The following is a 21,442-nucleotide window of genomic DNA, read 5'->3' as shown; positions in this document are numbered from 1 at the left end:
CGGCGGGGGTTTGCCGTGGCGGGAATTGCGGTGGAGGATTCCGGTAGAGGGCCGCCCCCTGCACCCGTGACAATGCGGGCATGACGGTCACGTTCACGCGGGAATTCATGCTGGAGCGGATGTTCGCGGGTGACGCGGCGTTCGACGGGCTGTTCTACACGGGCGTGACGAGTACCGGGATCTATTGCCTGCCGTCCTGCCGGGCGCGCAAACCGCTGGCGGGGAACGTGGTGTTCCACCCGTGCGCGGCGTCAGCGCGGGCGGCGGGGTTGCGGGCGTGTCGTCGCTGCCAGCCGGACGCGTTCCAGTCGGGCGTGCCGGTCGAGGAGGCGACCTTTACGGCGGCGCTGGCGCGGGTGGACGTGCCGGGTGTGGGGTCCGTGCAGGCGCTGGCCCGAGCGTTGAACCTGAGCGGCAGCGCGCTGCACCGCCTGTTCCGTGAGCAGTTCCAGTGCCGGCCGGCCGACTGGCTGACGCGGCGGCGGGTGGAACTGGCGGCCGCGCGCCTGCTGACCTCGGCGGACACGGCGGCGCAGGTGGCGTTCGCGGTGGGATTCGGGAGCCTGTCGGCGTTCGGCGCGCAGTTCCGGCGGGTGATGCACCTGACCCCGCAGGCGCTGCGCGCGGCGGCGCGGGCCGGCACGCTGCGGCTGACGCTGCCCGCCACGTACCCGCTGGAACTGGTGCGCCGCGACCTGGGCCGCGATCCGCTCGGCGTGACGGGACTGGTGGGCGAGGACGGGGTGTCGTTCGCGTGGACCCTGCCGGGTGGGCCGCAGGTCGTGACCGTGCAGTTCGAGGGCCGGGAAGTCCGGGTGCAGCCGGCCCGTCCGGAGGCCCTGAGCGGTCCGGACTGGCTGACCCTGCACGCCCTGACGGAGCGGGCGCTGGGCCTGCGCGGCCTGTCGCGGCCTGTTCCGCTGGTGCCGGAGTTCTTCGACGGGCTGGTGTGGGCTGTGGTGGGTCAGCAGGTCACGTTCCGGCAGGCCTGCACGCTGCGGCGCCGACTGGTGGACCGCTGTGGCCTGCCCGCCGGGGACGGCCTGCGCGCACCCTCCACCGCGCAGGCCGTGGCAGCCCTGACGCCCGCCGAACTGGGCAGCCTGGGCCTGACCGGCGCGCGGGCCGCGCTGCTGCGCCGGCTGGCGGGGCGGGTGTCACGCGGGGAACTGGACCTCGCGGCGCTGGCACGCGGCACGGTGGGCGCCGCGCGCCGCACCCTGCTGGCCGTGCCCGGCATCGGCCCGTGGACCGCCGAGTACGTGCTGCTGCGCGTGCTGGGCTTCCCGGACATCGTGCCCGGCACGGACGCCGCCCTGGCCGCCGCGCTGCGCCGCGCGCACAGCTTGCCCGCACGCCCCACGCCCGCCGAGGTGCAGCGCCTCCTTGAACCCTTCGCCCCTCACCGCAGCCACGCGGTCCTGCGCCTGTGGCACGCCCGGCCGCCCATCCCTGACCCTCCCGGAGACACCCCATGACCCAAGCCCGAATCCAGCCCCAGCACGCCCACCGCCTGCGCGCCCTGCACGAACGCGGCCTGATCCTGCCCTGCGCCTGGGACGCCGTCAGCGCCCGCGCGCTCCAGCAGGCGGGCAGTCCGGCCATCGGCACGAGCAGCGCCGCCGTGGCCTTCGCCCTGGGCTTCCCGGACGGACAGGTCGCCCCGCGCGACACCCTGCTGGCCGCGCTGGAACGCCTCCTGAACGCCGTGACCGTGCCCGTCACCGCCGACCTGGAAGGCGGGTACGCCGACACGCCGCAGGGCGTGGCCGACACGGTCCGCGCCGCCCTGAACCTGGGTGCGGCGGGCCTGAACCTCGAGGACGCCAGCGGGCAGCCCGACCGGCCCCTCCTGCCCGCCGACGAGCAGGTGGACCGCCTGCGCGCCGCACGCGCCGCTGCCGACGTACTGGGCGTTCCCGCGTACCTGAACGCCCGCACGGATACGTACCTCAGCGGGTACGGCGACACCGACGCCGACAGACTGGACGAGACGGTCCGCCGGGGCCGCGCCTACCTGCGCGCCGGGGCGGACAGCGTGTTCGTGCCCGGCCTGACCGACCCGCCTACCCTCCGCACGCTGCGTGACCGCCTGGGCGGCCCGCTGGCCGTCATGCACGTCCCCGGCGGGCCGGACGCCCACACCCTGCTGCGCGCCGGGGCCAGTCGCGTCAGCACCGGCCCCTCGCTGTTCCTGGCGGCCGTGGGGCACGCCGCCGCCCTGAGCGCAGGCCTCCGCGAACAGGGCACCCTCGACCCGGCCGGCGCGTTGACCTTCGGGACGGTTCAGGACTGGTTCAGCCGCTCACCCGCCTGAGCGCAGCAGGCGTGGATTCCACTGCTGCGGGCCGTCCTGGTGTTCCTGTGCGCAGGGCGCTGTGGCGACGCCGGGCACCGTCAGGGGCCACATGCTGGCTAAGGCGCGTCCGGCGATGTCGGCGGTGCCGACCGGGCCGAACACGCGGCTGTCGAGACTGCCGCCGGGGCTGCGGTTGTCGCCCATCACGAAGTACGTTCCGGCCGGGACGGTGACGGGCGGCGTGTTCGCCAGGGGGCTGGTCGTGTCGAGGCACGCCCCACTCCAGTACGCGGTGTTGCGGGGTTCGTTCAGCGGTCGGCCGTTCACGAGGACGGTGCCCGCCTGGACCTGCACGGTGTCGCCGGGCAGGCCGATCACGCGTTTGACGAGGTACGGGCGGTACGCCCAGGGAAGCGTGACGCCCCGGTACGTGCGCGTCCATTCCTGCGTGGCGCTGCGGGGTGGTTTGAACACCACGGTGTCGCCCCGCGCGTAGGTGCCGGCGCCCAGGGTGTGCGCCCAGCCTTCGATTTTCGGGATGAGCAGCGTCTCGCCGTGGCGCAGGCCGGGGAGCATGCTCACGCCGTCCACGCGCACGGCGGTCGCGCCGAACTGCGTCATCAGCAGCGCGAACGCCAGCGGGGACAGCCAGTCGCGCCACAGGCGGTTCAGGCGGCTGTTCTGGCGGGCGGGGGTCACGGCTGCGCCTGCGTGGTCGCGGGGGTGATCGCGGCCGGGTGGGTGCCCTGCATGGCGTACGCGGCCCCGCCGAGCAGGCCGGCGGCCAGCAGCCAGCGCAAGGCCAGGCCCAGCGTGTGCGTGCGGGCTAGGTGAAGGGCGGCGGGCAGGGCCGGGCCAGCCTCAGTCAGGGCGGCCGCCCAGGCGTCTGGTTCGTTCAGGCCGCGCAGGCGGGCGTCCAGCATGCTCTGGTGCAGGTTCCCGTGCAGTTCCGCCCGGACCCGGCGGGCGGCGGTAGGTGGCAGCAGCCGCGTGGCGCGGCGCAGGTACGCCTGAACGGCGGGGGGCGTCACCACAGGCTCCGCAGGGCCGCGTCGAAGGAACGGTACGAGTCGCGGCGGCGGCGCAGTTCGGCGTGGCCCGCGTCGGTCAGGGTGTACGTGCGGACCGGGGGGCCGCCACGCGCGGGGGTCGTCTCGGCGGCGCTCAGGAACCCGGCCTTCTCCAGCCGGTGCAGGGCCGGGTACAGGCTGCCGGCGTTCAGGGTGATGTGGCCCTCCGTGACGGCACTGACGCGTTTGGCGATGTCCTGCCCGTAGCCGCCCTCGCTTTCCAGGACGCTCAGGAGGATCAGGTCCAGGTTGCCCTTGAACAGATTCCTATCCATGAATATCAGCATCTGATATCAGTATGTGAGAATGGTGGACTCCGTCCCCCTTCCTCGGCTGTGCCGCTGCGTACGGTGTGGCCGGGTAGGGCCGGGCATCCTGACCGCATGAGCGACCCCGTCCGCCTGCCGCCCGACCTGCCGGACGACCGGCTGCCCCGCGTGCTGGGCGAGGCCCTGGCCGGCCTGTACACGGGCGAACCGCGCCTTCCGGCCCGCGCGGGGGGCCGCACGGCGGGACTGGCGGCCCTGCAGGCCTGGACGGGGCAGGGGTACGCGGGCCGGAATTTCCTGGGTGGGAACGTGTCGCGCCTGAGCATGTACCTGCGTCACGGCATGCTGGGCCTGCGTGAGGTGGCCGCGCACGCCCGCGCCGTCATGCGGGGCCGCGAGCGGGATGAGTTCCTGCGGCAGTTGACCTGGGCGGAATTCTACCGGCTGGTGCTGCGTCAGGAGGGTGCGCGGGTCCTGGGAAATCTGGAGGACCCCAAGTACCCGGCCCGCTGGGTAGGCACCCTGCCGGACGACGTGCGCGAGGCCCGCACCGGGCTGCCCTGCGCGGACGCCTGGGTCACGCACCTCGTCCGGGACGGGTGGATGCACAACCACGAGCGGCTGTGGTTCGCGGCGTATCTGGTTCACTGGCGCGGCGTGGACTGGCGGGCCGGGTACGCCCTGTTCCGCGAGCACCTGCTCGATGGGGACATTGCCAACAACGCCCTGTCGTGGCAGTGGGTGGCGAGCACCTTCAGCAACAAGCCGTACTTCATGAACCAGGAGAACATCGATCGGTACAGCGGCGGCCGCTGGTGCCGTACGTGCCGGGCCGAGTGTCCGTTCCGCGCTTCTTACGGGGAACTCGAAACGCAGCTGTTCGGGACGCAGCCATGACCGCCCCCCAGGTCCGCCGGGTCGTGTGGATTCACGGCGACAGCCTGTCCGTCACGGACCCCGCCCTGAGCGCCTGCCCGGACGCCCCGGCGCTGTTCGTGTTCGACCGCCCGTTCCTTCAGGCGGTCCCGGTCGCGTTCCCGCGTCTGGCGTTCATGTACCAGGGCGTGCGGGACCTCGCCGCACACCGCGCCGGCCCGACCGAGATCCGCGTGGGGTCCGTGCCGGACGAACTCGCCGCCTTCGCCGGGGCGCACCACGCCGCCGAGCTGCACGTCACCCGGAACTTCACGCCGGACTTTGCCCGCATCGTGGACGGCCTGCGCGCCGCCCGCCCGGACCTGCGGATCATTATTCACGAACCGGAACGCCTGACCAGTTTCGACGGCCCCCTGCGGCGCTTCTTCGGCTTCTGGAAGAAGGTGGAACGCGAGGTCCTGCATGGCGAACCCGCCCCGGACTTCCCCCGGCGCGGCCACCGCCAGGAACGCCGCTAATACGGGTTCCGTTTGTTTCGCCGGCAATCCGGTGAACTTCCGGATTGGCGGCCCCACGCTCGGAGGGGTATTTTTCTCCTGCTCTGCGAGGCAGCGCTACGAGGCGTTTCGCTCTGATTGAACGGGCTTTGCGGCCCCCTCGATCAGAGTCCGTATGAGGTCCGGTCCCGGTCGCGTTACTTGCCCTGCCGGGTCAGGCGCCAGAGGGTGACGCCGTTGTTGATCATCAGGGCGGCGCACAGGGCAGTCATCAGCCATTCCTGCCGGGAGGCGAACACAATGGTCAGGATGCCCCAGCCGCACACCAGCGCCACGACCAGCCAGATGCGCCATGCGGGCGCGTTCACTGTTTGAACCTCATGCCTTCAGGGTAGCGGGTGGGGTGGGGGCCGCGCGTCCCGCCGCTCCCGGACGGTTACTTGCCCAGGCTGCTGGACAGCGCCGCTTTCAGGGCGGCCTCGGCGTTCAGGGTGCCGGCGCCGCAGCTGTGGGCGGGTTGCGGGTCGCAGCGGCTGCTGGGGAAGGGTGTGGCGCTGGCTGTCAGCAGGCGGCGCAGCGAGGCGGGTGTCAGGTTGGGGCGCACGTTCAGCAGCAGGCTGGCGACACCCGTCACGTGCGGCGCGGCGAGACTGGTGCCGTGCGGGTCGCGCAGGCCGCCCGCGCCGCTGACGCTGCTGACCGGCACGCCCGCCCCCGGTTCCCCGCCGGGCGCGGCGAGGGCCACGCTGCGGCCCCAGTTGGCGTACTCGGGCCGCTGGCCCTGCCCGTCGATGCTGGTGACGGTCAGGACGTTGCGGCACCCGGCGGGCGAGTACCCGCCCGCGTCCGCGCCGTCGTTGGCGGCCCCGGCGATCACCAGCGCGCCGCGCGCCGTCACGGCGTCCACGGCGGCCTGCACGCGCGGGTCGCAGCCGGTCAGCGGAATGAAATCCGCGAACAGGCTGAGGTTCAGCAGCCGCGCCGGGTTCGGATTGGCCGGTACGCCCGGCACGGGCAGGCCCGCCGCCCATTTCAGGCCGTCCACGAGGTCCGGCACGCTGATCTGTCCGTCCGTGCCGGCCACGCGCACCTGCACGACGCGCACGCGGGGGTTCAGGCCCGCCATGCCGCGCCCGTCGTGCGCCGCGCCGATGATGTTCGCCACGACCTCGCCGTGGTACGCGTACGGGCCGACGCCGCTGCCGTCGGCGTCCCGGCCGTCCCCGTCGCCGGCGCGGGCGGGATCGCTCACGAAGTCGAAGCCGTTCACGGCGCGGCCCGCGAGTTCCGGGCTATTTACGAAGCCCGTGTCCAGCACCGCGACCGTCACGGGCCGCGCCGGGGCAGCTGCCAGCACGCCGGGCAGCGCCCAGGCCTGCGGGGCGCGCACGACCGGCAGGGTCCACTGCCGCGCGAACAGCGGGTCGGCGGGCACCCGGCCTGACGGACTGGCCGTGGCCGGACTGGGGGTGGTCGGACTGGCTGTGGCTGGGCTGGTGGGGGCCGGACTGGTGATCAGCGGGGGCGCGGGCCTGGGCGCGGGCGTGCCGACCGGCAGGAGTTCCGGCAGTGTGCCCAGTTGCGGGGTGGGCTGTGTATCTGGCGGCAGCGCCGGGACGGTCAGGCCCGAGGCGGGCAGGCTGCCCAGCAGCAGCGTGAGACCCAGGCGGGTCAGGGCGGACGGAACGGCGCGCATCCGCCCAGTGTCGGCCGCGTGCCTGACGCGCAGCTGAGCGCCCGCTAGGGATACCATCACGTATGTCACAACCCAGCCTCCAGGCAGCGTCATGACGGCCCCCACCCCCCCGTGGACCCCCGCCCGCCCGGTCGTGGTCCTGACCGGCGCGTCCAGCGGGATCGGTCTGGCGACCGCCACGGAACTCGCCGCGCTGGGGTACGCCCTGGTGCTCGCGGCGCGGCGCGCGGACGACCTGCACACCCTGGCCCGCCGCCTCGACCCGTCCGGGCACCGCGTGATCGCCGTGCCGACCGACGTGACCAGCCCCGAGTCGCGCCGCGCGCTGATCGCCGCCGCGCAGGCCCACTTCGGGCGGATCGACGTGCTGATCAACAACGCGGGCGTCACCATCGAACGCGGCTGGTGGTGGGACGACCCGGACCCGCTGCGGGTCCTGCGCGTGAACCTCGACGCGCCCATCGAACTGACCCGGCTGGTCCTGCCCGCCATGCAGGCGCGCGGCAGCGGGCACGTCGTGAACATCGGCTCCGTGGCCGGGCAGGCTGCCACGAACGGCATGTACTCGGCCAGCAAGTACGGCGTCCGGGGGTTCAGTCACGGGCTGCGCCGCGAACTGCTCGGCAGCGGCGTTCACGTCAGCCTCGTCTCGCCGGGCTTCGTGAAGAGCGAGATGACCGCCAGCGCCCGCCTTCCGATGCCCGGCCCCGAGGTCGTGGCGCGGGCCGTCGCCTCCGTCCTGCTGCGCCCCCGCCGTGAGGTCGTCGTGCCGCGCGCGTACCACCTGTTCGCGTGGCTCGACCGCCGCTTCCCGGCCCTCGGGGACCGGGTGGTCCGCAAACTGATCCTGCGCCGCTACGACCACACCGGCCAGTAGGAGGAGGCGGGTTGCAGGGCGGACTCACGGCGCCACACCCCAGCTCCACCATCGGCCATCCGCCTCCCGCCATCTGCCATCCGCCATGAAGGCCCCCCTCACGCCGGGTCAAGTGAACTTCACGGGGCGATCATGCGGCGGGCAGGTGGGCGGGGCAGCCTGGGGGCATGAGCGAACAGGATGCCCGTCAGAGCCAGCCGCAGTTCGAGAAGCAGGACCCCCGCGCGCAGTACCCGGCCCCGCCGTTCCCGCGTCAGCCGCAGGAGGCGCCGGGACTGGCCGCTTCCATGCAGCCGCTGCCCGATCACGGTGAGGACAGTTACGTGGGCCTGGGCCGCCTGAAGGGCCGCCGGGCGCTGATCACGGGCGCGGATTCCGGGATCGGGCGGGCCGTGGCGATCGCCTTTGCCCGCGAGGGCGCGGACGTCGCCCTGAACTACCTGCCGGAAGAGGAGCAGGACGCGCGGGAGGTCGTGGCGCTGATCGAGGCGGCGGGCCGCCGGGCCGTGGCGTTGCCGGGCGACATCACCGACGAGGCGTTCAGCCGTGAACTCGTCACGCGGGCCGTGCAGGAACTGGGCGGGCTGGACATCCTGGTGAACAACGCCGGGAAGCAGGTCACGCAGCCGTCCCTGGCGGACATCACGACCGAGCAGCTGGACCTGACGTTCCGCACGAACGTGTACGCCATGTTCTGGATCACCCAGGAGGCCCTCAAGCACCTGGGGGCCGGGGCGAGCATCATCAACACGACCAGCATCCAGGCGTACCGGCCCAGCCCGAACCTGCTGGACTACGCGAGCACCAAGGCGGCCATCGTGGCGTTCACGCAGGCGCTCGCGCAGCAGCTGGGCGAGAAGGGCATCCGCGTGAACGCCGTGGCGCCCGGCCCGTTCTGGACGCCCCTGCAACCCAGTGGCGGGCAGACGCAGGAGAAGGTCATGGAGTTCGGCAAGGACACCCCGCTGGGCCGCCCCGGTCAGCCGGCCGAGCTGGCCGCCATGTACGTGTTCCTGGCGTCGCAGGAGAGCAGCTACACGAGCGGCAGCACGCTCGGCGCGACCGGAGGCATGGTCCTGTTCTGACCGTCACGTTCCGCCTCTCGTTTCTTCATACTCCCGCCCGACGGATGCCGGGCGGGAGTGGTCGTTTCCGGCGTCCAGCACGCGGCGCGGCAGACGGCCCGGCCTGCCGGTCGCCTCTCATGCTCTGCCGACAGGAGCCGGCCGGGCCGCCGCAGGGAACGCCGCGCCCGCTACACTGGGCGGGTGAATCCAGTAACGACTGCGTTCAAGACCGTGCAGCCCACGCTGGAGAGGGCGCTCCTGGCCGCCGATCAGGCCTTCTCGGCGTTCGTGCAGCCCCGCCGCGCCCGTGGCCGGCTGCTGCTGCAACCCTACGTCGGGTGGGGCACGCCCGCCCAGGTGGAACTGACGGGGCGCGTGCTGCTGCCCCGCACCATGCAGCCCGCCCGCAAGGGGGACCGCCGCCTGCGCAACGCGCAGAACATCCTGCGCCGCCTGCTGTCGCGCGAGGTGGGCGGCGTGCGCGTCACCGGCACCCTGGACGGCCAGGAGGTCAGCGCCGTCAGCGACGCCGACGGGTACTTCACGCTGACCTTCACGCCGCAGCAGGTGCTGAGCGGCGGCTGGCACCAGGCGACCCTGGCCCTCGAGGGCCGCGACGTGACCGCCACCGCCCGCGTGCAGGTCGTCGCGGACGCCCGCTTCGGCGTGATCAGCGACCTGGACGACACCGTCATCCAGTCCGACGTGACCAGCCTGCCGCGCATGCTCGCCACCGTCCTGACCGGCAACGCCCGCACAAGGTTGCCGTTCCCCGGCGTGGGCGCCCTGTACCGCGCCCTGACCCGCGACGGCGAGGCCCGCAACCCGATCTTCTACGTGTCCAGCAGCCCCTGGAATTTCTTCGACCTGCTGTGGCAGTTCCTGGATTACCGCCGCATTCCGCTGGGGCCGATGTTCCTGCGCAACTGGGGCGTGGACCTGCTCGGCGGGCACGGTGGGTACAAGCACGGCGTGATCGAACGGATCTTCACGCGCTTCCCGGACCTGAAATTCGTGCTGGTCGGCGACAGCGGCGAGAAGGACCCGGAAATCTACGCCGAGATCGTGCGCCGCCACCCCGGCCGGGTGCTGGCCGTGTACATCCGCGACGTGACCGAGGGCGCCCGTGACAGCGGCGTCCTGAAACTCCGCGAGGAAGTCCGCAAGACCGGCGTGGACCTCGTCCTGGCCGCCGACAGCCTGAACGCCGCCAGCCACGCCATGGCCATGGGCCTGATCACGCCCGGCGAGTACCGCAGCGTCCTGACCAGCGTGGCCCGCACCTACGAAACCTGAAGAGGGGAGTAGGCCAGAGCAAGCAGGCGCACAGCAGGAACAGAGGAGAGGCGGCCCCAGTGTGCGGGCCGCCTCTCTCGTGCTTCCTGGGTTACTGGCGGGGGCAGCGGTACAGTTTGACGCTGCGGGCCTGGAGGTTGGTTTCCTCGCCGGCCGCCGGGTTCTCGCTGGCGTGGTCGTCGCCGGTGTCCAGCAGCAGTTCCCAGTGTTGGCAGCCCGCGAGGTCCGGCAGCGTGAACGGCAGGTCCACGTGCGAGGCGTTCAGCAGCAGCAGCAGGTGGTCGTCCAGCAGCGGCTGGCCGTGGCTGTCCACGTCGTCCAGGCCGTTGCCGTCCAGGAAGATACCCATGCTCTGCGTCTGCGGGTTGTTCCAGTCCTCGTCGCTCATCTCGGCGCCGTCGAAGCGCAGCCACACGATGTCGCGCACGTCCTCGCCGCGGATGGTGCGGCCGCTGAAGAACTTGCGGCGGTGCAGCGCCGGGTGCTCCTTGCGCAGCCGGATGACCTTCTTCGTGAAGGCCAGCAGGTCCTCGTCGAGGTTCGCCCAGTCGTACCAGCTGATCTCGTTGTCCTGGCAGTAGGCGTTGTTGTTGCCGCCCTGCGTGCGGCCGATCTCGTCGCCGCCCAGCAGCATCGGCGTGCCCTGCCCGAGCAGCAGCGTCGCCAGGAAGTTGCGCTGCTGGCGGGCGCGCAGCGCGTTGATCTCGGCGTCGTCGGTTTCGCCCTCCACGCCGCAGTTCCAGGTGATGTTGTGGTTGTGGCCGTCGTTGCCGCCTTCCTGGTTGGCGTCGTTGTGTTTCTGTTCGTACGTGACGGTGTCGCGCAGCGTGAAGCCGTCGTGCGCGGTCACGAAGTTGATGCTCGCGTACGGTTTGCGGCCGTCGTTCTGGTACAGGTCAGAGGAGCCGGTCAGGCGGTAGCCGATCTCGGAGGCGAGGCCGCCGTCGCCCTTCCAGAAGGCGCGCATGTCGTCGCGGTAGATGCCGTTCCACTCGGCCCAGTTGACCGGGAAGTTCCCGACCTGATAGCCGCCCTCGCCGACGTCCCACGGTTCGGCGATCAGCTTGACCTGACTGATGACCGGGTCCTGGTGGATGATCGTGAAGAAGCCCGACAGCTGATCGACCTCGTGTAGGCCGCGCGCCAGGGTGCTGGCAAGGTCGAAGCGGAACCCGTCGACCTGCATCTCGGTGACCCAGTACCGCAGGCTGTCCATGATCAGTTGCAGCGTCTGCGGGTGGCGCACGTTCAGGCTGTTGCCGGTGCCGGTGTAATCGAAGTAGAAGCGGGGGTCCTCGGCGACCAGCCGGTAGTACGTGGGGTTGTCGATGCCCTTGAAGGACATGGTCGGCCCCATGTGGTTGCCTTCGGCGGTGTGGTTGTACACCACGTCCAGAATGACCTCGATCCCGGACTCGTGCAGCGCCTTGACCATGTGCTTGAACTCGTCCACGGCCCCGGCGGGGTTGCCGCGGCGCGCCTCGGCGCTGTAGCGCACGTCCGGCGCGAAGAACGACAGGGTGCTGTAGCCCCAGTAGTTCGTCAGGCCCTTGTCGAGCAGGAAGGGGTCGTCCACGTGCTGGTGGACGGGCATCAGTTCAATGCTGGTGATACCCAGTTCCCGCAGGTAGAACAGGATGGGTTCGCAGGCGATCCCGGCGTACGTGCCGCGCAGTTCGTCCGGCACGTCCGGGTGGGTCATGGTCAGGCCCTTGACGTGCGCCTCGTAGATCACGGCCTGATGGAACGGGACCTCCGGGCGGCGGCTACCGCCCCAGTCGAAGTTGGAGTCCACGACGATGCCCAGGGGCGCGCCGCGCTGCTCCTCTTCCTGCATGACGCTGTCCTCGCCGCCCGGCACGTAGCCGAACACGCCCTCGTCGAAACGTTCGGTGCCGTCCAGCGCCTTGGCGTAGGGGTCGAGCAGGACCACGTTCGGGTTGAAGCGCAGGCCGCGTTCCGGGGCGTACTCGCCGTGCACGCGGTAGCCGTAGCGCTGGCCCGGTTTCACGCCGGGCAGGTAGGCGTGCCACACGAAAGCGGTCTGCTCCCGCAGCGGCAGGCGGGTCTCGGCGCCGTGCTCGTCGAACAGGCACAGTTCCACGCCGGTGGCGTTCTCGGAGTACAGGGCGAAGTTGGTGCCTTGGCCGTCCCAGGTGGCGCCCAGGGGATAGGGGCGGCCGGGTCGGAGGATGGGGGTGGTGGTCATCAGGCTGCGCTCTCCTTTCGTGGCGGGGGAGGCGCGATCGGCGCCGCCCGTAACGTGGAAACGGTACCAGACCGCCCGGCGCGCACCACGGTCACGGGCACAAACCCAAGCGAACCCCAAGGGGGCTCTCATGCGGCTCACGCGGCGCCGGACGCCTCTCAGACGCTCAAGCCGTCACGAACAGACCTCCGGGCAGTCGCCGGAGGCCGTCGGTTGAGAGGATCTTGAGCGGGGCGTCAACCCCGGCTCATGCGCACGGCTTTCAGATGCGGCGACGGACTGGAGGAGGACCGTTCCGCCAGCCCCACGCCCGGAGGGTCGTTTCTCTCACGCTGCGCGGTCTCGACGAGTCGCTTTGCCCCAACTGAAGGGGCTTTGCAGCCCATTCAATCCGGGGCTGTCTCAGAACTCCAGGCGGCCGCGTGGGCCGCTCAGGCGGGCCAGTTTCTCCGGCGTCCACAGTTCGTAGGTGTACATCGGGTACTGCCGCTTGAAACGACCCACCCGGTCCCAGACTTCACGGGACTCGAAGGGAATCACCAGGATCAGGCGGATCACGCTGTCCTCGGCGTCGTAGATGTAGAAGTCGAAGTGGAAGGACTGCTCGCCTCCCCGGTCCGTGAACAGCGGGAACGCGAACGGGCGGTAACGCCACGCCTTCTTCTTCTCGGTCAGGATCTTCGCCGCCACGCGCTTGAGGTTGCTGTCCGGGAAGGTCAGCGTCTCGCCGTCCCGGTCCCGGAAGGCCGTGTCGGGCGCGGGGGCGTCGAGCTGCACGCGCTTGAGTTCCGGCAGGGCCTTCTTGCCGGGTTTTGGTGGGCTGCGCCGCGCCGGGCCGCCCGGCGTGAAGCGGGCCTCGCCGCGGCCCTCACCTCGTCCTTCGCTGCGGCCTTCCTCGCGGCGGCCGCTGCCCTCGCCGGGCTTGCGGCGCGCCGGGTTCTCACCGCTGCGGCTGCCGCTCACGCCCCCACGGCTGCCCGCGCCGCTGCGGGCGCTGCCGGGGCGGGTGTCGCGGGCGCCTGGGGTGTCGCCCCGCCCGGTGCGGGTGTCCCGGCGGGCGCCGTCCCGGCTGGGGGCGTCGCCGCCCTCGCGCGTGGGGCGGGCCGGTCGGATGGTGTCGCGCGTGATGCCACCGCGACCCTGAGCTGTATTGCGTTGTGGGGCTCGGCCCCGTGAACCTTTCTTTGGCCCCGTCATCCCTCCAGTCTAGAGCATCCGCTCGCCGGTCTTTACTTGGCGAGGCTGCGGATCAGGTCGAGGTTCACGAAGCGGTTCAGGTCCGGCACGTCCCGCGCGAAGCCCGCCTCGCGGTTCAGTTCGGCGTACTCGGCCAGCGTCTTGAGGTTGATGTCCCAGGTGACCCTGGTGCGGGACAGCGCCTTGAACAGCTCGGCGGTGTTGGGGCGCTTGCCGGTGAAGGCGTAGATCTGTTCCGCAACCGATTTCTGCGTGCCGGCGCTGCTGCCCCGGACGAAGTCGATGGCGGCGAGGTGGCCGCGCAGCAGGCCGCGCAGGCTGTCGGGGTTCGCGGCGGCGTAGCGGGTGTTCACGGTCAGGACGGTGGTGGTGTAGTTCCCGCCGGCCCAGATGGCCTTCTCGTTGGCGATCAGGCGGGCGCCCTGCGTTTCCATGATCGCGCCCCAGGGTTCCTGCACGAGCGCGGCGTCCACCTGTTTGGCGGCGAAGATGGCGGGCATGTTCGCCGGGTCGATCGGCACGATGGTGACGTTGCCGCCCTCGTCGGTGGCTTTCAGGCCGTTCTCGTGCAGCAGGTGGCGCAGGCTGATGTCCTGGGTGCTGCCGCGCGTGGGCACCGCGACCTTCTTCCCGGCCAGGCCCTTGACGTTGCGCACGCCGCTGTCCTTGCGGGCCACGAGGACAGCTCCGGCGTTCGCGGCGCCGGCGTACACCTGGATGGGCACGCCGCGCATGAAGGCGTTCATGGCGGGTCCGGGGCCGACGTAGGCGGCGTCGATGGCGCCGGCGGCGAAGGCCTCATTGACCTGGCTGCCGTTGGCGAATTCCTTGACGACCAGTTTCACGCCGGCCGGGAGGTTCTTCTGGATCAGGCCGCGCTGGATGCCGACCAGTCCGGCGGTGTGGGTGACGTTCGGGAACACGCCCAGGCGCAGTTCTTTCGCCTGCTGCGCGCCGGCGCTGGCGATCAGGGAGAGGGTCAGGAGGGGGAGGAGGGCACGCTTCATATCCTCACAGGATACCAGACCAGTTGAGTAAACTTGTCAACTGGATGACAGAGTCCCAGCCTCACCCGCGCCCGTGACCACCCCACGACAGAGGAGAGGAGGGCCGCCGCACGGCTCCCTCCTCATACGGATTCCGTTTGTTTCGCCGACAATCCGGAACTTCACCGGATTGCCGGCTCCACGTCCGGAACCCGCCCCTCTCCCACTCTGCGGAGCAGCTCTACGAGTCGCTTCGCTCGGACCCAGCGGGCTTTGCAGCCCATTCAATCGGAGTCCGTATCACACCCCGCCCCCGTGTGTTCAGCGGCGGGTGCTCTGCTCCACGAACGCCGCCACCCACGCCAGCGGCGCGTTCCAGTTGATAGTCACCTCGTTCATGGTGTACGCGCCGATGTCGTCGGTGTAGCAGCGCAGGCCCACGCAGCGGCCCTTGAGTTTCGCCGCGACCGGATCACTGAAGTTCACGTTGTTCGGGCCGCCCGACACTGCTCCGCGCGGCGGGCCGGGCAGCGACGCGTCCAGCGACCGCGCCCAGAAGCGGTGGTGCGGGTTCAGCAGCGGCCGCTCGCCGTACCCGGACACGTACGACTTGTCCATCGGGTTGCGGCCCAGCAGGTAATTCAGGCCCTCCAGCACGACATTCACGAACGAATCGTCACCCGTAAGGTCCCACGCGGCGCCCATCACGACCGAGCGGTTCAGCACGCCACTGTTCGACCCCCAGGTGGCGGTCGCGCCGGTCATCGGCAGGCGGTAGCCCTGCGTGCCCGCCGCGTCCCGGAACGCCCGCGCCGCCGCCACGACGTTCGCGCGGGCCTGCTGCACGTCCGCGCCGGGCAGCGACGTGGGCACGCTGGCCAGGGTCAGGGTGCCCGCCGCCGTCAGGTCGCTCCAGCCCAGTTCACGCCCCTCGGGCATCTGCAGGAACAGCGGACTGGCCCGCAGCGCCTCCAGGAACGCCGCCTCGCCGGTCGTGGCGTACAGTTCCGCCGCCGCCCAGTAGAACTCGTCGCTGACGTCCGTGTCGTCGTACGGGCCGCCACCCACGAACAGGTCGTACGCGTACACGTCCGGCGCGGCCTTTGCCGCCTGCCACGCGCGGCGCGCGGCGCTCAGGCAGCGGTCCGCGAAGGCCGGGTCCGAGGCGCGGTACACGCGGGCGCACTGCGCGGCCACGCCCGCGAGGTTCAGGGTCGCGGCGGTCGTGGGGTAGTACAGCGCGCGCGGCTGCGGGTCCTGATCGGGGCGCAGCGGCAGGCCGGTCCAGGCGACGTCCGTGAGTTTCTGGTGCACCAGTCCGCCCGCCGGGGTGGGCGTCAGGGTCAGCGGGACGCCGCGCTGGTCGCCGCGCGGCAGCGGCAGCGTCTGCCCGTCCGGGACCTGCATGCGCAGCATGAAGTCCAGCTCCCAGCGGACCTCGTCCAGCAGGTCGCTGCGGCCGTTCCCGCTTTCCGGGATGCTCAGGCTGCCGTCCGCGTCCGGGAGGTTCAGGCGCGCGCCCCGCTCGGCGAGGTTCAGCAGCGTCCAGACGCTCACGCCTCCGTTCACCACGTACTTCCCGTGATCCCCGGCGTCGTACCAGCCGCCGCTGGCATCCAGTTCGTACGCGCAGCCGGGCCAGACGTTCCCCGCCTGATCGGTGCCCCGGAAGCAGCTGACGCGCGTGTCCCCCTGGTTCGGGCTGCTGCCCGCGTGACCGGCCGGGCGGGCCCAGGCGTCCCCGACGTACTTCGCCTCGATGGGCGTGCCACTGCGGTTGTGGTAGAAGTACGCCAGCGCGTCGCGTTTCAGGCCGTCATACACGCGCCCGATCCGGAACGGGTGGCTGCGGAAGCCCGCGACGTCCAGTACCAGCCCGTCGGCCGGGGCGGTCACGGCACTGAAATCCACCTGATGCAGATGCTCGCCGGACGCGGCGTCCGCGCCGAACACCCGGGTCACGCCGCTGGCGACCGTGCGCGTGCCGTCCAGCAGCGTCCACGGCAGCGGGCGGTCCGAGTCGAACGGCAGGGCCGCCAGTTTCGGCCGGTCCGGCAGGTACCCGGTCTGGTTGAGCCGCACCAGATTCAGGTCGTCCGCGCCAGCGGCAGGCACGGCGCTGCCGAAGGCCGGGCCGGTCAGTGAGATGCGGCTGAAGCACACGGTCGTGGCGGCCTTCGCGCCCAGCTGGAACTGGAACGCGGCCTTCGCGTCGCCCGGCTGCGCCATCGTGAACGTGGACGTGAAGGTCTTCGGCTGGCTGGTCACGTCCACCTCCTGCACGAAGTAGTTCGTGTACGGCGCGCCGTCGAACTGCAGCAGCGTCCGGAACGACGTGGGCTGCGCGGCGCGCGCCGTGAAGCTCAGGGTGTACGTGCCGCCCTCGTTCAGGCCCACGCCGCCCTGCCCGAACAGCACGTCCCAGGGATTGCTGCCCGGCTGTGTGATGTTCAGGCAGGCCTCGCCGCCGGTCGTGGTGGCGGCCGTTCCGGCGGTCCACCAGGGGTTCAGGCCCTGACTGAAATCCCCGTTGTTCAGCAGTTCGGTGGTGCGGGTGTCCGCGATGCGGATCTGCACGCTGACCGGCGCGGAGATCCCCGCCACGTCCCCCGCCACGGCCTGTGCGGAGTAGGCGTGCGTGCCGTTCAGGGCGGGGTCGGCGTTCACCGTGAACTCGTACGGGGCGGTCGTGTCCTCGCCGAGTTTCACGCCCCGGTCGTAGAAGATCACGCGGCTGGCGCTGCCCGTCACGGCCGCGCTCAGGCGCAGCGGACCGCTGGCGTCCAGGCTGGCGGCGCTGCTGCTCAGGGTGACGGTGGGCGGCGGGGTGGCGGGGGTGACGGCGGCGCAGGCGCTGAGGATCAGCGCGCAGGACAGCGCGGTCAGGTGGAGCGGACGGGCGTGCGGCGGGCGGGAGTGCGGCATACGGGGGCCTCCTGGGCAGGGCGGGGGGCACTCCGGCGCGGGTCGACCGGGCCAGAGCGGACGCGGACGTCCGGACAGGGGTGAGGATGTGAGTGAACCGTAGCAGGCGAACGCCCGACCGTCAAGAAAACGGTTTCACGAGGTTGGCCTCTGTCGAAAATGACCCGTGTGTGACGGCTGGCGTGTGCCAAAGCAGCCTGATTTCGGCGGGGTGGGAACATCGACCGGATGGCAGTTGCGCGGATGGTCGGCCGAGGACAGGAGGTAGCCCTGTCCCGCTGAAAGCCGCCCTGCTCAGGCGATTTCGCCTCCCTGCGAGGGGTGGCGCCCCTCCCTCTTGCTGAAAGCCTTTTCATGACGTACGCTCCGCATGGATCGCCCACAACCCGCCCCCTGTCCACTGACGGACAGTCCCCTGACCGGCCCGCACCGCGTGTCGGCAGGCGCAGTGCGGCGCGCCGATCCGCCCGGCGCGGGCCACGCGCCCCTTCCAGCCGCTGCCCCGCAGCCCAGGAGACCCCCATGCCCACCCCCATCCGGACCGCCACGCTGCTCCTGACCGCCCTGACCCTCGGCGCGTGCAGCCAGACCCCCACCCCCGGCGCGGCCCCCACCCCCACCAGCGGCCTGGGCGCGCAGGCCGTCAGCGGCGACTTCAGCCGCTGGGGCATGAACTGGAGCCCCTCCACCTGGAAGAACGGCGACCCACTGTTCGGCTGCACCTTCTCGAAGAACAACCTCACCCTGGGGAGCGGCAGCGACGCCGCCGTGTACGGCTGGCTGGACAGCAGCACCTGCAGCGAGATCAAATCCAACCGCTGGAAGACCCAGGGCACCCGCTTCGGCGGGGACATCTACGTCCCGAACGTGGCGGGCACCACCACCACCCTGTTCACTTACTTCAACGACGGCACCGTCTGGAACGAGATCGACGTGGAATTCGTGCCCAGCCGCGGCAGCCTGCACCCCGCCCTGATCTACCGCAACGGCGGCAGCCGCTACGTGTACGAGGCGTGGATTCCCGCCGCCAGCAACGCCTGGCACCGCGTGGACGTCAACTGGACCGCCAGCAGCATCGTCTGGACCCTGAACGGCCGGGTCGTGTTCACCATGTACCGCAACGCGTCCCTGCCGCTCGGCGCGACCGTCGTGACCGGCAGCGGCAGCAGCATGCAGATCCCGGCCGCCGCGTGGCCCACCCGCAGCCAGCAGCTCATCGCGAACTTCTGGCGGGGCAGCAACACCGCCGACTCCCGCGGCTTCCTCGGCACGTACGGGGGCGGCACCGGGCAGGCCATCTGGAACAACCTCTACTGACGCCTGCCACCCGCTAGAGTGACGCGGTGGCGGGCCATGGCAAACGCGTGAAGAAGCAGGGCGGTACCATCAACGAGGTCGCCCGCGAGGCCGGGGTGTCCGTCAGCACCGTCTCGCGCATCATCAACGGCACGGCGTTCGTCGCGGAAGACAAGCGCCGCGCCGTCGAGGCCGCCATGCAACGCCTGGAGTTCAGACCGAACTACCTCGCCCGGACGCTCATCACCGGGCGAAGCATGACCGTCGGCGTGATCGCCGAGGACATCGTCAGTCCCTTCTACGCCGACGTGATCCGCGGCGTCGAACAGGCCCTGCTGGACACGCCCTACCAGCCCGTCCTGAACAGCGGCCACTGGTCCACTCAGTACGAGACGCGCGCCATCGACACCCTGATCTACCGCAAGGTAGATGCCCTGCTGCTGCTGGGCAGCACCCTGAGCGACGACACCCTGCGGGACGTGGCCGGGCGCGTCCCGCTGATCCTGTTCGGCCGCCGCGTCCCCGGCCTGGAAGACCACTGCCTGACCCTCGACCAGCGCGGCGCCGCCCTGAACGCCACCCGCCACCTGATCGAACTCGGGCACCGCCGCATCGTCCACCTGCACGGCCCGCCCGGCCAGCAGGACGCGCAGGAACGCCGCGCCGGATACCGCGACGCCCTGACCGGTTGCGGCCTGCCCCTGCACCCCGAACTGGAACTCCAGGGCGACTTCCTGGAACAGTCCGCCGCGCAGGCCCTGACGCACCTGCTGGACGCGCGCGTGCCCTTCACGGCCGTGTTCGCCGGGAACGACCAGATGGCCGCCGGCGCCCGGCTGGCCCTGTACCGCCGCGGCCTGCGCGTCCCGGACGACGTGTCCCTGATCGGCTTCGACGACCTGCCCGCCAGCGCATTCACCATCCCGCCCCTGACGACCGTCCGGCAGCCCACCTACCAGATCGGGCAGGCCCTCGCCCGGCACGTCCTGAACGTCCTGGCCGGGCAACCGTCCACCCTGCCGGACTTCGACCTGACCCTGATCCTGCGCGAATCCACCCGACCACTGCGCTGACACGCGCGGTCCCGGCGGGAAGGACGACACGCCGGGCCTGTGGCTGCGCCTGGGGGAGCCCCTGAACCTTGCCCAGAACCTCGGCGGACGCTGCACCTACAGAGGAGGAGGCCACCCGGTCAATCTGGGTGGCCTCCTCCTGAGCTGCGAGTGGATCAGTACTGGCGGCCGAAGATCACGCGTTTGCCGTACGCGGCGGGGCGGCCGGTGTGCACGCAGACGCCCTCCTCGGCCTCGTTGAAGAATTCCGCGTCGTCCAGGGGGACGTTGCGGGCGGTGGCCTTGGTGTCCTCCTTGATCTGCCGTTCGCTCTCGGGGTCGCCGCAGTGGAAGGCGCGCACCCACTTGCCCGCCTCGATGGCGGCCTTGAACTCCTCGTAGGTGTCCACCGTGACGGTGTTTTCCAGCATGAAGGTCGTGGCGCGTTCCAGCAGCCAGTCGTGGATGCCGTCCAGGCGGGCGGTCATGCCGGTCACGGCCTCGGCGCGGGGGAGGGTTTCCTTCTCGTCGCCGTTGCGGTTCTTCACGACGACCACGCCGCTCTCCAGGTCGCGGGGGCCGAGTTCGATGCGGACGGGCACGCCCTTGAGTTCCCAGTCGTTGTACTTGAAGCCGTTCGTCACGCCGTCACGTTTGTCGACCTTGACCTTCAGGCCCTGGGCGCGCAGTTCGGCGGCCAGTTTCTCGCCCTCGGCGACCATCTCGTCGAAGTTGTCCTTGCGGCCCACGGGAATCACGACCACCTGAATGGGCGCGATGCGGGGCGGCATGATCAGCCCGAAGTCGTCGCCGTGCGTCATGATGATCGCCCCGATGATGCGGCTTGAGATCGCCCAGGAGGTCGTGTGCGCGAACTCCTCGCGCTGCTCGCGCGTCTGGAACTTCACGTCGAACGCTTTGCTGAAGTTCTGGCCCAGGTAGTGGGAAGTGCCGCTCTGGAGGGCCTTGCCGTCGCGCATCATGCCCTCGATGGAGTACGTGGCGACCGCCCCGGCAAAGCGTTCGCTGGCGGTCTTCTCGCCGCGCACCACGGGCAGGGCCAGCACGTCGCGGCAGAACTCGTGGTAGATGTCCAGCATCTGCCGCACCTCGCCGCGCGCCTCGTTCTCGTCGGCGTGCGCGGTGTGGCCCTCGTGCCAGTAGAACTCGCTCGTGCGCAGGAACGCCTTCGTGCGCAGTTCCGCGCGGAACACGCTGCCCCACTGGTAGTGCAGGAACGGCAGGTCACGGTAGGAGTTCAGCCAGCCGCTCCACATGTGCCCGATGATCGTCTCGCTGGTGGGGCGCATCACGTACGGCTCGGCGAGTTCCTCGGTGCCGATCTTGTTCACCGTGAACAGCTCCGGCGCGAAGCCCTCCACGTGATCCGCTTCCTTGGTAATAAAGCCCATGGGGATCAGCGTGGGGAAGATCAGCGACTCGTGCCCGGTCGCCTTGAACTTGTCGTCCAGCCAGCGCTGGATGTTCTCCCACAGCGCGCTGCCGTAGGGCCGCACGACCATCGCGCCCGCCACCGGGCTGTTGTCGGCCAGGTCGGCTTTCTTCACGACCTCGTTGTACCAGTCGTTGAAATCCACGCTCTGGGGCGTCACGCCGTACTGCTGCGCCTTCTTATCCTGTTTGCCGCCGTCCTTAGTCATCGCCCCGCATGATACCGGGCCGGGACAGAGGCCCGCGTCGGCCATCCGCGCACGCGCCCGCTGCGCCGCTCTGCCTATGTCGGATCGGGGTGGGCAGGGGAGACTGGGCGGTATGATACGGACTCCGATTGAATGGGCTGCAAAGCCCGTTCAATCCGAGCGGATGCGA

19 protein-coding genes are annotated in these 21,442 nt (G+C 70.9%); 9 read left to right on the top strand and 10 right to left on the bottom strand.

Annotation, left to right across the window (positions count from 1 at the left end; genetic code table 11):
* Positions 1-80: 80 nt before the first annotated feature.
* Both CBQ26_RS16610 and CBQ26_RS16605 read left to right on the top strand, forming a co-directional pair.
* The gene (locus CBQ26_RS16610) at positions 81-1,478 is read left to right on the top strand and encodes a DNA-3-methyladenine glycosylase 2 (protein WP_088249762.1); all 1,398 of its coding nucleotides are present in this window, start codon (positions 81-83) and stop codon (positions 1,476-1,478) included.
* Positions 1,475-2,317, top strand: a complete 843-nt coding sequence (locus tag CBQ26_RS16605) for an isocitrate lyase/PEP mutase family protein (RefSeq protein WP_088249761.1) — start codon at positions 1,475-1,477, stop codon at positions 2,315-2,317. The genes CBQ26_RS16610 and CBQ26_RS16605 overlap by 4 nt, the downstream gene beginning before the upstream one ends.
* Here CBQ26_RS16605 and lepB read toward each other — a convergent pair.
* The 3 genes from lepB to CBQ26_RS16590 are packed head-to-tail and all read right to left on the bottom strand — an operon-like array spanning position 2,306 to position 3,656.
* Positions 2,306-2,998, bottom strand: coding sequence for a signal peptidase I (lepB, locus tag CBQ26_RS16600; protein WP_244898066.1), 693 nt, complete (start codon positions 2,996-2,998; stop codon positions 2,306-2,308). The two genes, CBQ26_RS16605 and lepB, sit on opposite strands and share 12 nt — an antisense overlap.
* Positions 2,995-3,330 carry a hypothetical protein gene (locus CBQ26_RS16595; protein WP_172418136.1) on the bottom strand — a complete coding sequence of 112 codons (336 nt, stop codon included), beginning with the start codon at positions 3,328-3,330 and terminating at the stop codon, positions 2,995-2,997. Before CBQ26_RS16595 ends, lepB begins: the two co-directional genes overlap by 4 nt.
* The gene (locus CBQ26_RS16590) at positions 3,327-3,656 is read right to left on the bottom strand and encodes a PadR family transcriptional regulator (RefSeq protein WP_308430603.1); all 330 of its coding nucleotides are present in this window, start codon (positions 3,654-3,656) and stop codon (positions 3,327-3,329) included. The genes CBQ26_RS16595 and CBQ26_RS16590 overlap by 4 nt, the downstream gene beginning before the upstream one ends.
* A gap of 96 nt (positions 3,657-3,752) precedes the next feature.
* On the opposite strand from CBQ26_RS16590, the gene CBQ26_RS16585 reads away from it, so the two are divergent.
* Both CBQ26_RS16585 and CBQ26_RS16580 read left to right on the top strand, forming a co-directional pair.
* A complete protein-coding gene (locus CBQ26_RS16585) occupies positions 3,753-4,535 on the top strand; it encodes an FAD-binding domain-containing protein (RefSeq protein ID WP_088249759.1) in 783 nt (260 codons plus the stop codon).
* On the top strand, positions 4,532-5,032 hold the full coding sequence (locus tag CBQ26_RS16580) for a hypothetical protein (protein WP_088249758.1): 501 nt from the start codon (positions 4,532-4,534) through the stop codon (positions 5,030-5,032). The genes CBQ26_RS16585 and CBQ26_RS16580 overlap by 4 nt, the downstream gene beginning before the upstream one ends.
* A gap of 176 nt (positions 5,033-5,208) precedes the next feature.
* Here CBQ26_RS16580 and CBQ26_RS22035 read toward each other — a convergent pair whose 3' ends face one another.
* Complete coding sequence (locus CBQ26_RS22035; RefSeq protein WP_168174554.1) at positions 5,209-5,379, bottom strand: hypothetical protein; 171 nt, start codon at positions 5,377-5,379, stop codon at positions 5,209-5,211.
* A gap of 68 nt (positions 5,380-5,447) precedes the next feature.
* Positions 5,448-6,707: a S8 family serine peptidase gene (locus CBQ26_RS16575; protein WP_088249757.1), complete on the bottom strand. Its 1,260-nt coding sequence runs from the start codon at positions 6,705-6,707 to the stop codon at positions 5,448-5,450.
* A 91-nt stretch (positions 6,708-6,798) separates the two neighbouring features.
* Here CBQ26_RS16575 and CBQ26_RS16570 point away from each other — a divergent pair, with 91 nt between their 5' ends.
* From CBQ26_RS16570 to CBQ26_RS16560, 3 genes are all read left to right on the top strand, one after another.
* Entirely contained in the window at positions 6,799-7,584 is a 786-nt protein-coding gene (locus CBQ26_RS16570) for an SDR family NAD(P)-dependent oxidoreductase (protein WP_088249756.1), read from the top strand.
* 167 nt (positions 7,585-7,751) lie between these two features.
* Positions 7,752-8,669, top strand: coding sequence for an SDR family oxidoreductase (locus CBQ26_RS16565; protein ID WP_088249755.1), 918 nt, complete (start codon positions 7,752-7,754; stop codon positions 8,667-8,669).
* Positions 8,670-8,852: 183 nt separating this feature from the next.
* Positions 8,853-9,947: an App1 family protein phosphatidate phosphatase gene (locus tag CBQ26_RS16560; RefSeq protein ID WP_088249754.1), complete on the top strand. Its 1,095-nt coding sequence runs from the start codon at positions 8,853-8,855 to the stop codon at positions 9,945-9,947.
* Positions 9,948-10,038: 91 nt separating this feature from the next.
* Here CBQ26_RS16560 and glgX read toward each other — a convergent pair whose 3' ends face one another.
* The 4 genes from glgX to CBQ26_RS16540 all read right to left on the bottom strand — a co-directional run bounded on the left by glgX (position 10,039) and on the right by CBQ26_RS16540 (position 17,264).
* Positions 10,039-12,156, bottom strand: a complete 2,118-nt coding sequence (gene glgX, locus CBQ26_RS16555) for a glycogen debranching protein GlgX (RefSeq protein WP_088249753.1) — start codon at positions 12,154-12,156, stop codon at positions 10,039-10,041.
* Positions 12,157-12,558: 402 nt separating this feature from the next.
* Positions 12,559-13,353, bottom strand: a complete 795-nt coding sequence (locus CBQ26_RS16550; RefSeq protein ID WP_088249752.1) for a hypothetical protein — start codon at positions 13,351-13,353, stop codon at positions 12,559-12,561.
* Between the two features lie 32 nt (positions 13,354-13,385).
* Entirely contained in the window at positions 13,386-14,360 is a 975-nt protein-coding gene (locus tag CBQ26_RS16545; RefSeq protein WP_088249751.1) for an ABC transporter substrate-binding protein, read from the bottom strand.
* A gap of 300 nt (positions 14,361-14,660) precedes the next feature.
* The gene (locus CBQ26_RS16540) at positions 14,661-17,264 is read right to left on the bottom strand and encodes a glycoside hydrolase family 9 protein (protein WP_172418135.1); all 2,604 of its coding nucleotides are present in this window, start codon (positions 17,262-17,264) and stop codon (positions 14,661-14,663) included.
* Between the two features lie 522 nt (positions 17,265-17,786).
* Between CBQ26_RS16540 and CBQ26_RS16535 the strand changes: the two genes are divergently transcribed.
* Together CBQ26_RS16535 and CBQ26_RS16530 are read left to right on the top strand one after the other, a co-directional pair.
* Positions 17,787-18,581 (top strand): glycoside hydrolase family 16 protein, encoded by a 795-nt coding sequence (locus CBQ26_RS16535; protein WP_143342182.1) that lies wholly within the window; start codon positions 17,787-17,789, stop codon positions 18,579-18,581.
* A gap of 26 nt (positions 18,582-18,607) precedes the next feature.
* Entirely contained in the window at positions 18,608-19,633 is a 1,026-nt protein-coding gene (locus tag CBQ26_RS16530; RefSeq protein WP_229844086.1) for a LacI family DNA-binding transcriptional regulator, read from the top strand.
* Between the two features lie 155 nt (positions 19,634-19,788).
* Here CBQ26_RS16530 and proS read toward each other — a convergent pair whose 3' ends face one another.
* Entirely contained in the window at positions 19,789-21,273 is a 1,485-nt protein-coding gene (proS, locus tag CBQ26_RS16525; protein ID WP_088249749.1) for a proline--tRNA ligase, read from the bottom strand.
* Between the last annotated feature and the right edge of the window lie 169 nt (positions 21,274-21,442).

Origin of the sequence: Deinococcus indicus (assembly GCF_002198095.1) — a bacterium.
In the GTDB taxonomy this organism is placed as follows: Bacteria; Deinococcota; Deinococci; order Deinococcales; family Deinococcaceae; genus Deinococcus; species Deinococcus caeni.
Note: the sequence above shows the minus strand (reverse complement) of the source record. Positions and strands in the feature narration are given on the sequence as shown.

Bases quoted from the DNA above. Each gene is read 5' to 3' on its own strand.
- CBQ26_RS16610 (WP_088249762.1), top strand. From the start codon at position 81: ATGACGGTCACGTTCACGCGGGAATTCATGCTGGAGCGGATGTTCGCG.
- CBQ26_RS16605 (WP_088249761.1), top strand. From the start codon at position 1,475: ATGACCCAAGCCCGAATCCAGCCCCAGCACGCCCACCGCCTGCGCGCC.
- CBQ26_RS16590 (WP_308430603.1), bottom strand. From the start codon at position 3,656: ATGCTGATATTCATGGATAGGAATCTGTTCAAGGGCAACCTGGACCTG.
- CBQ26_RS16585 (WP_088249759.1), top strand. From the start codon at position 3,753: ATGAGCGACCCCGTCCGCCTGCCGCCCGACCTGCCGGACGACCGGCTG.
- CBQ26_RS16580 (WP_088249758.1), top strand. From the start codon at position 4,532: ATGACCGCCCCCCAGGTCCGCCGGGTCGTGTGGATTCACGGCGACAGC.
- CBQ26_RS16575 (WP_088249757.1), bottom strand. From the start codon at position 6,707: ATGCGCGCCGTTCCGTCCGCCCTGACCCGCCTGGGTCTCACGCTGCTG.
- CBQ26_RS16570 (WP_088249756.1), top strand. From the start codon at position 6,799: ATGACGGCCCCCACCCCCCCGTGGACCCCCGCCCGCCCGGTCGTGGTC.
- CBQ26_RS16565 (WP_088249755.1), top strand. From the start codon at position 7,752: ATGAGCGAACAGGATGCCCGTCAGAGCCAGCCGCAGTTCGAGAAGCAG.
- glgX (WP_088249753.1), bottom strand. From the start codon at position 12,156: ATGACCACCACCCCCATCCTCCGACCCGGCCGCCCCTATCCCCTGGGC.
- CBQ26_RS16550 (WP_088249752.1), bottom strand. From the start codon at position 13,353: ATGACGGGGCCAAAGAAAGGTTCACGGGGCCGAGCCCCACAACGCAAT.
- CBQ26_RS16545 (WP_088249751.1), bottom strand. From the start codon at position 14,360: ATGAAGCGTGCCCTCCTCCCCCTCCTGACCCTCTCCCTGATCGCCAGC.
- CBQ26_RS16540 (WP_172418135.1), bottom strand. From the start codon at position 17,264: ATGCCGCACTCCCGCCCGCCGCACGCCCGTCCGCTCCACCTGACCGCG.
- CBQ26_RS16535 (WP_143342182.1), top strand. From the start codon at position 17,787: ATGCCCACCCCCATCCGGACCGCCACGCTGCTCCTGACCGCCCTGACC.
- proS (WP_088249749.1), bottom strand. From the start codon at position 21,273: ATGACTAAGGACGGCGGCAAACAGGATAAGAAGGCGCAGCAGTACGGC.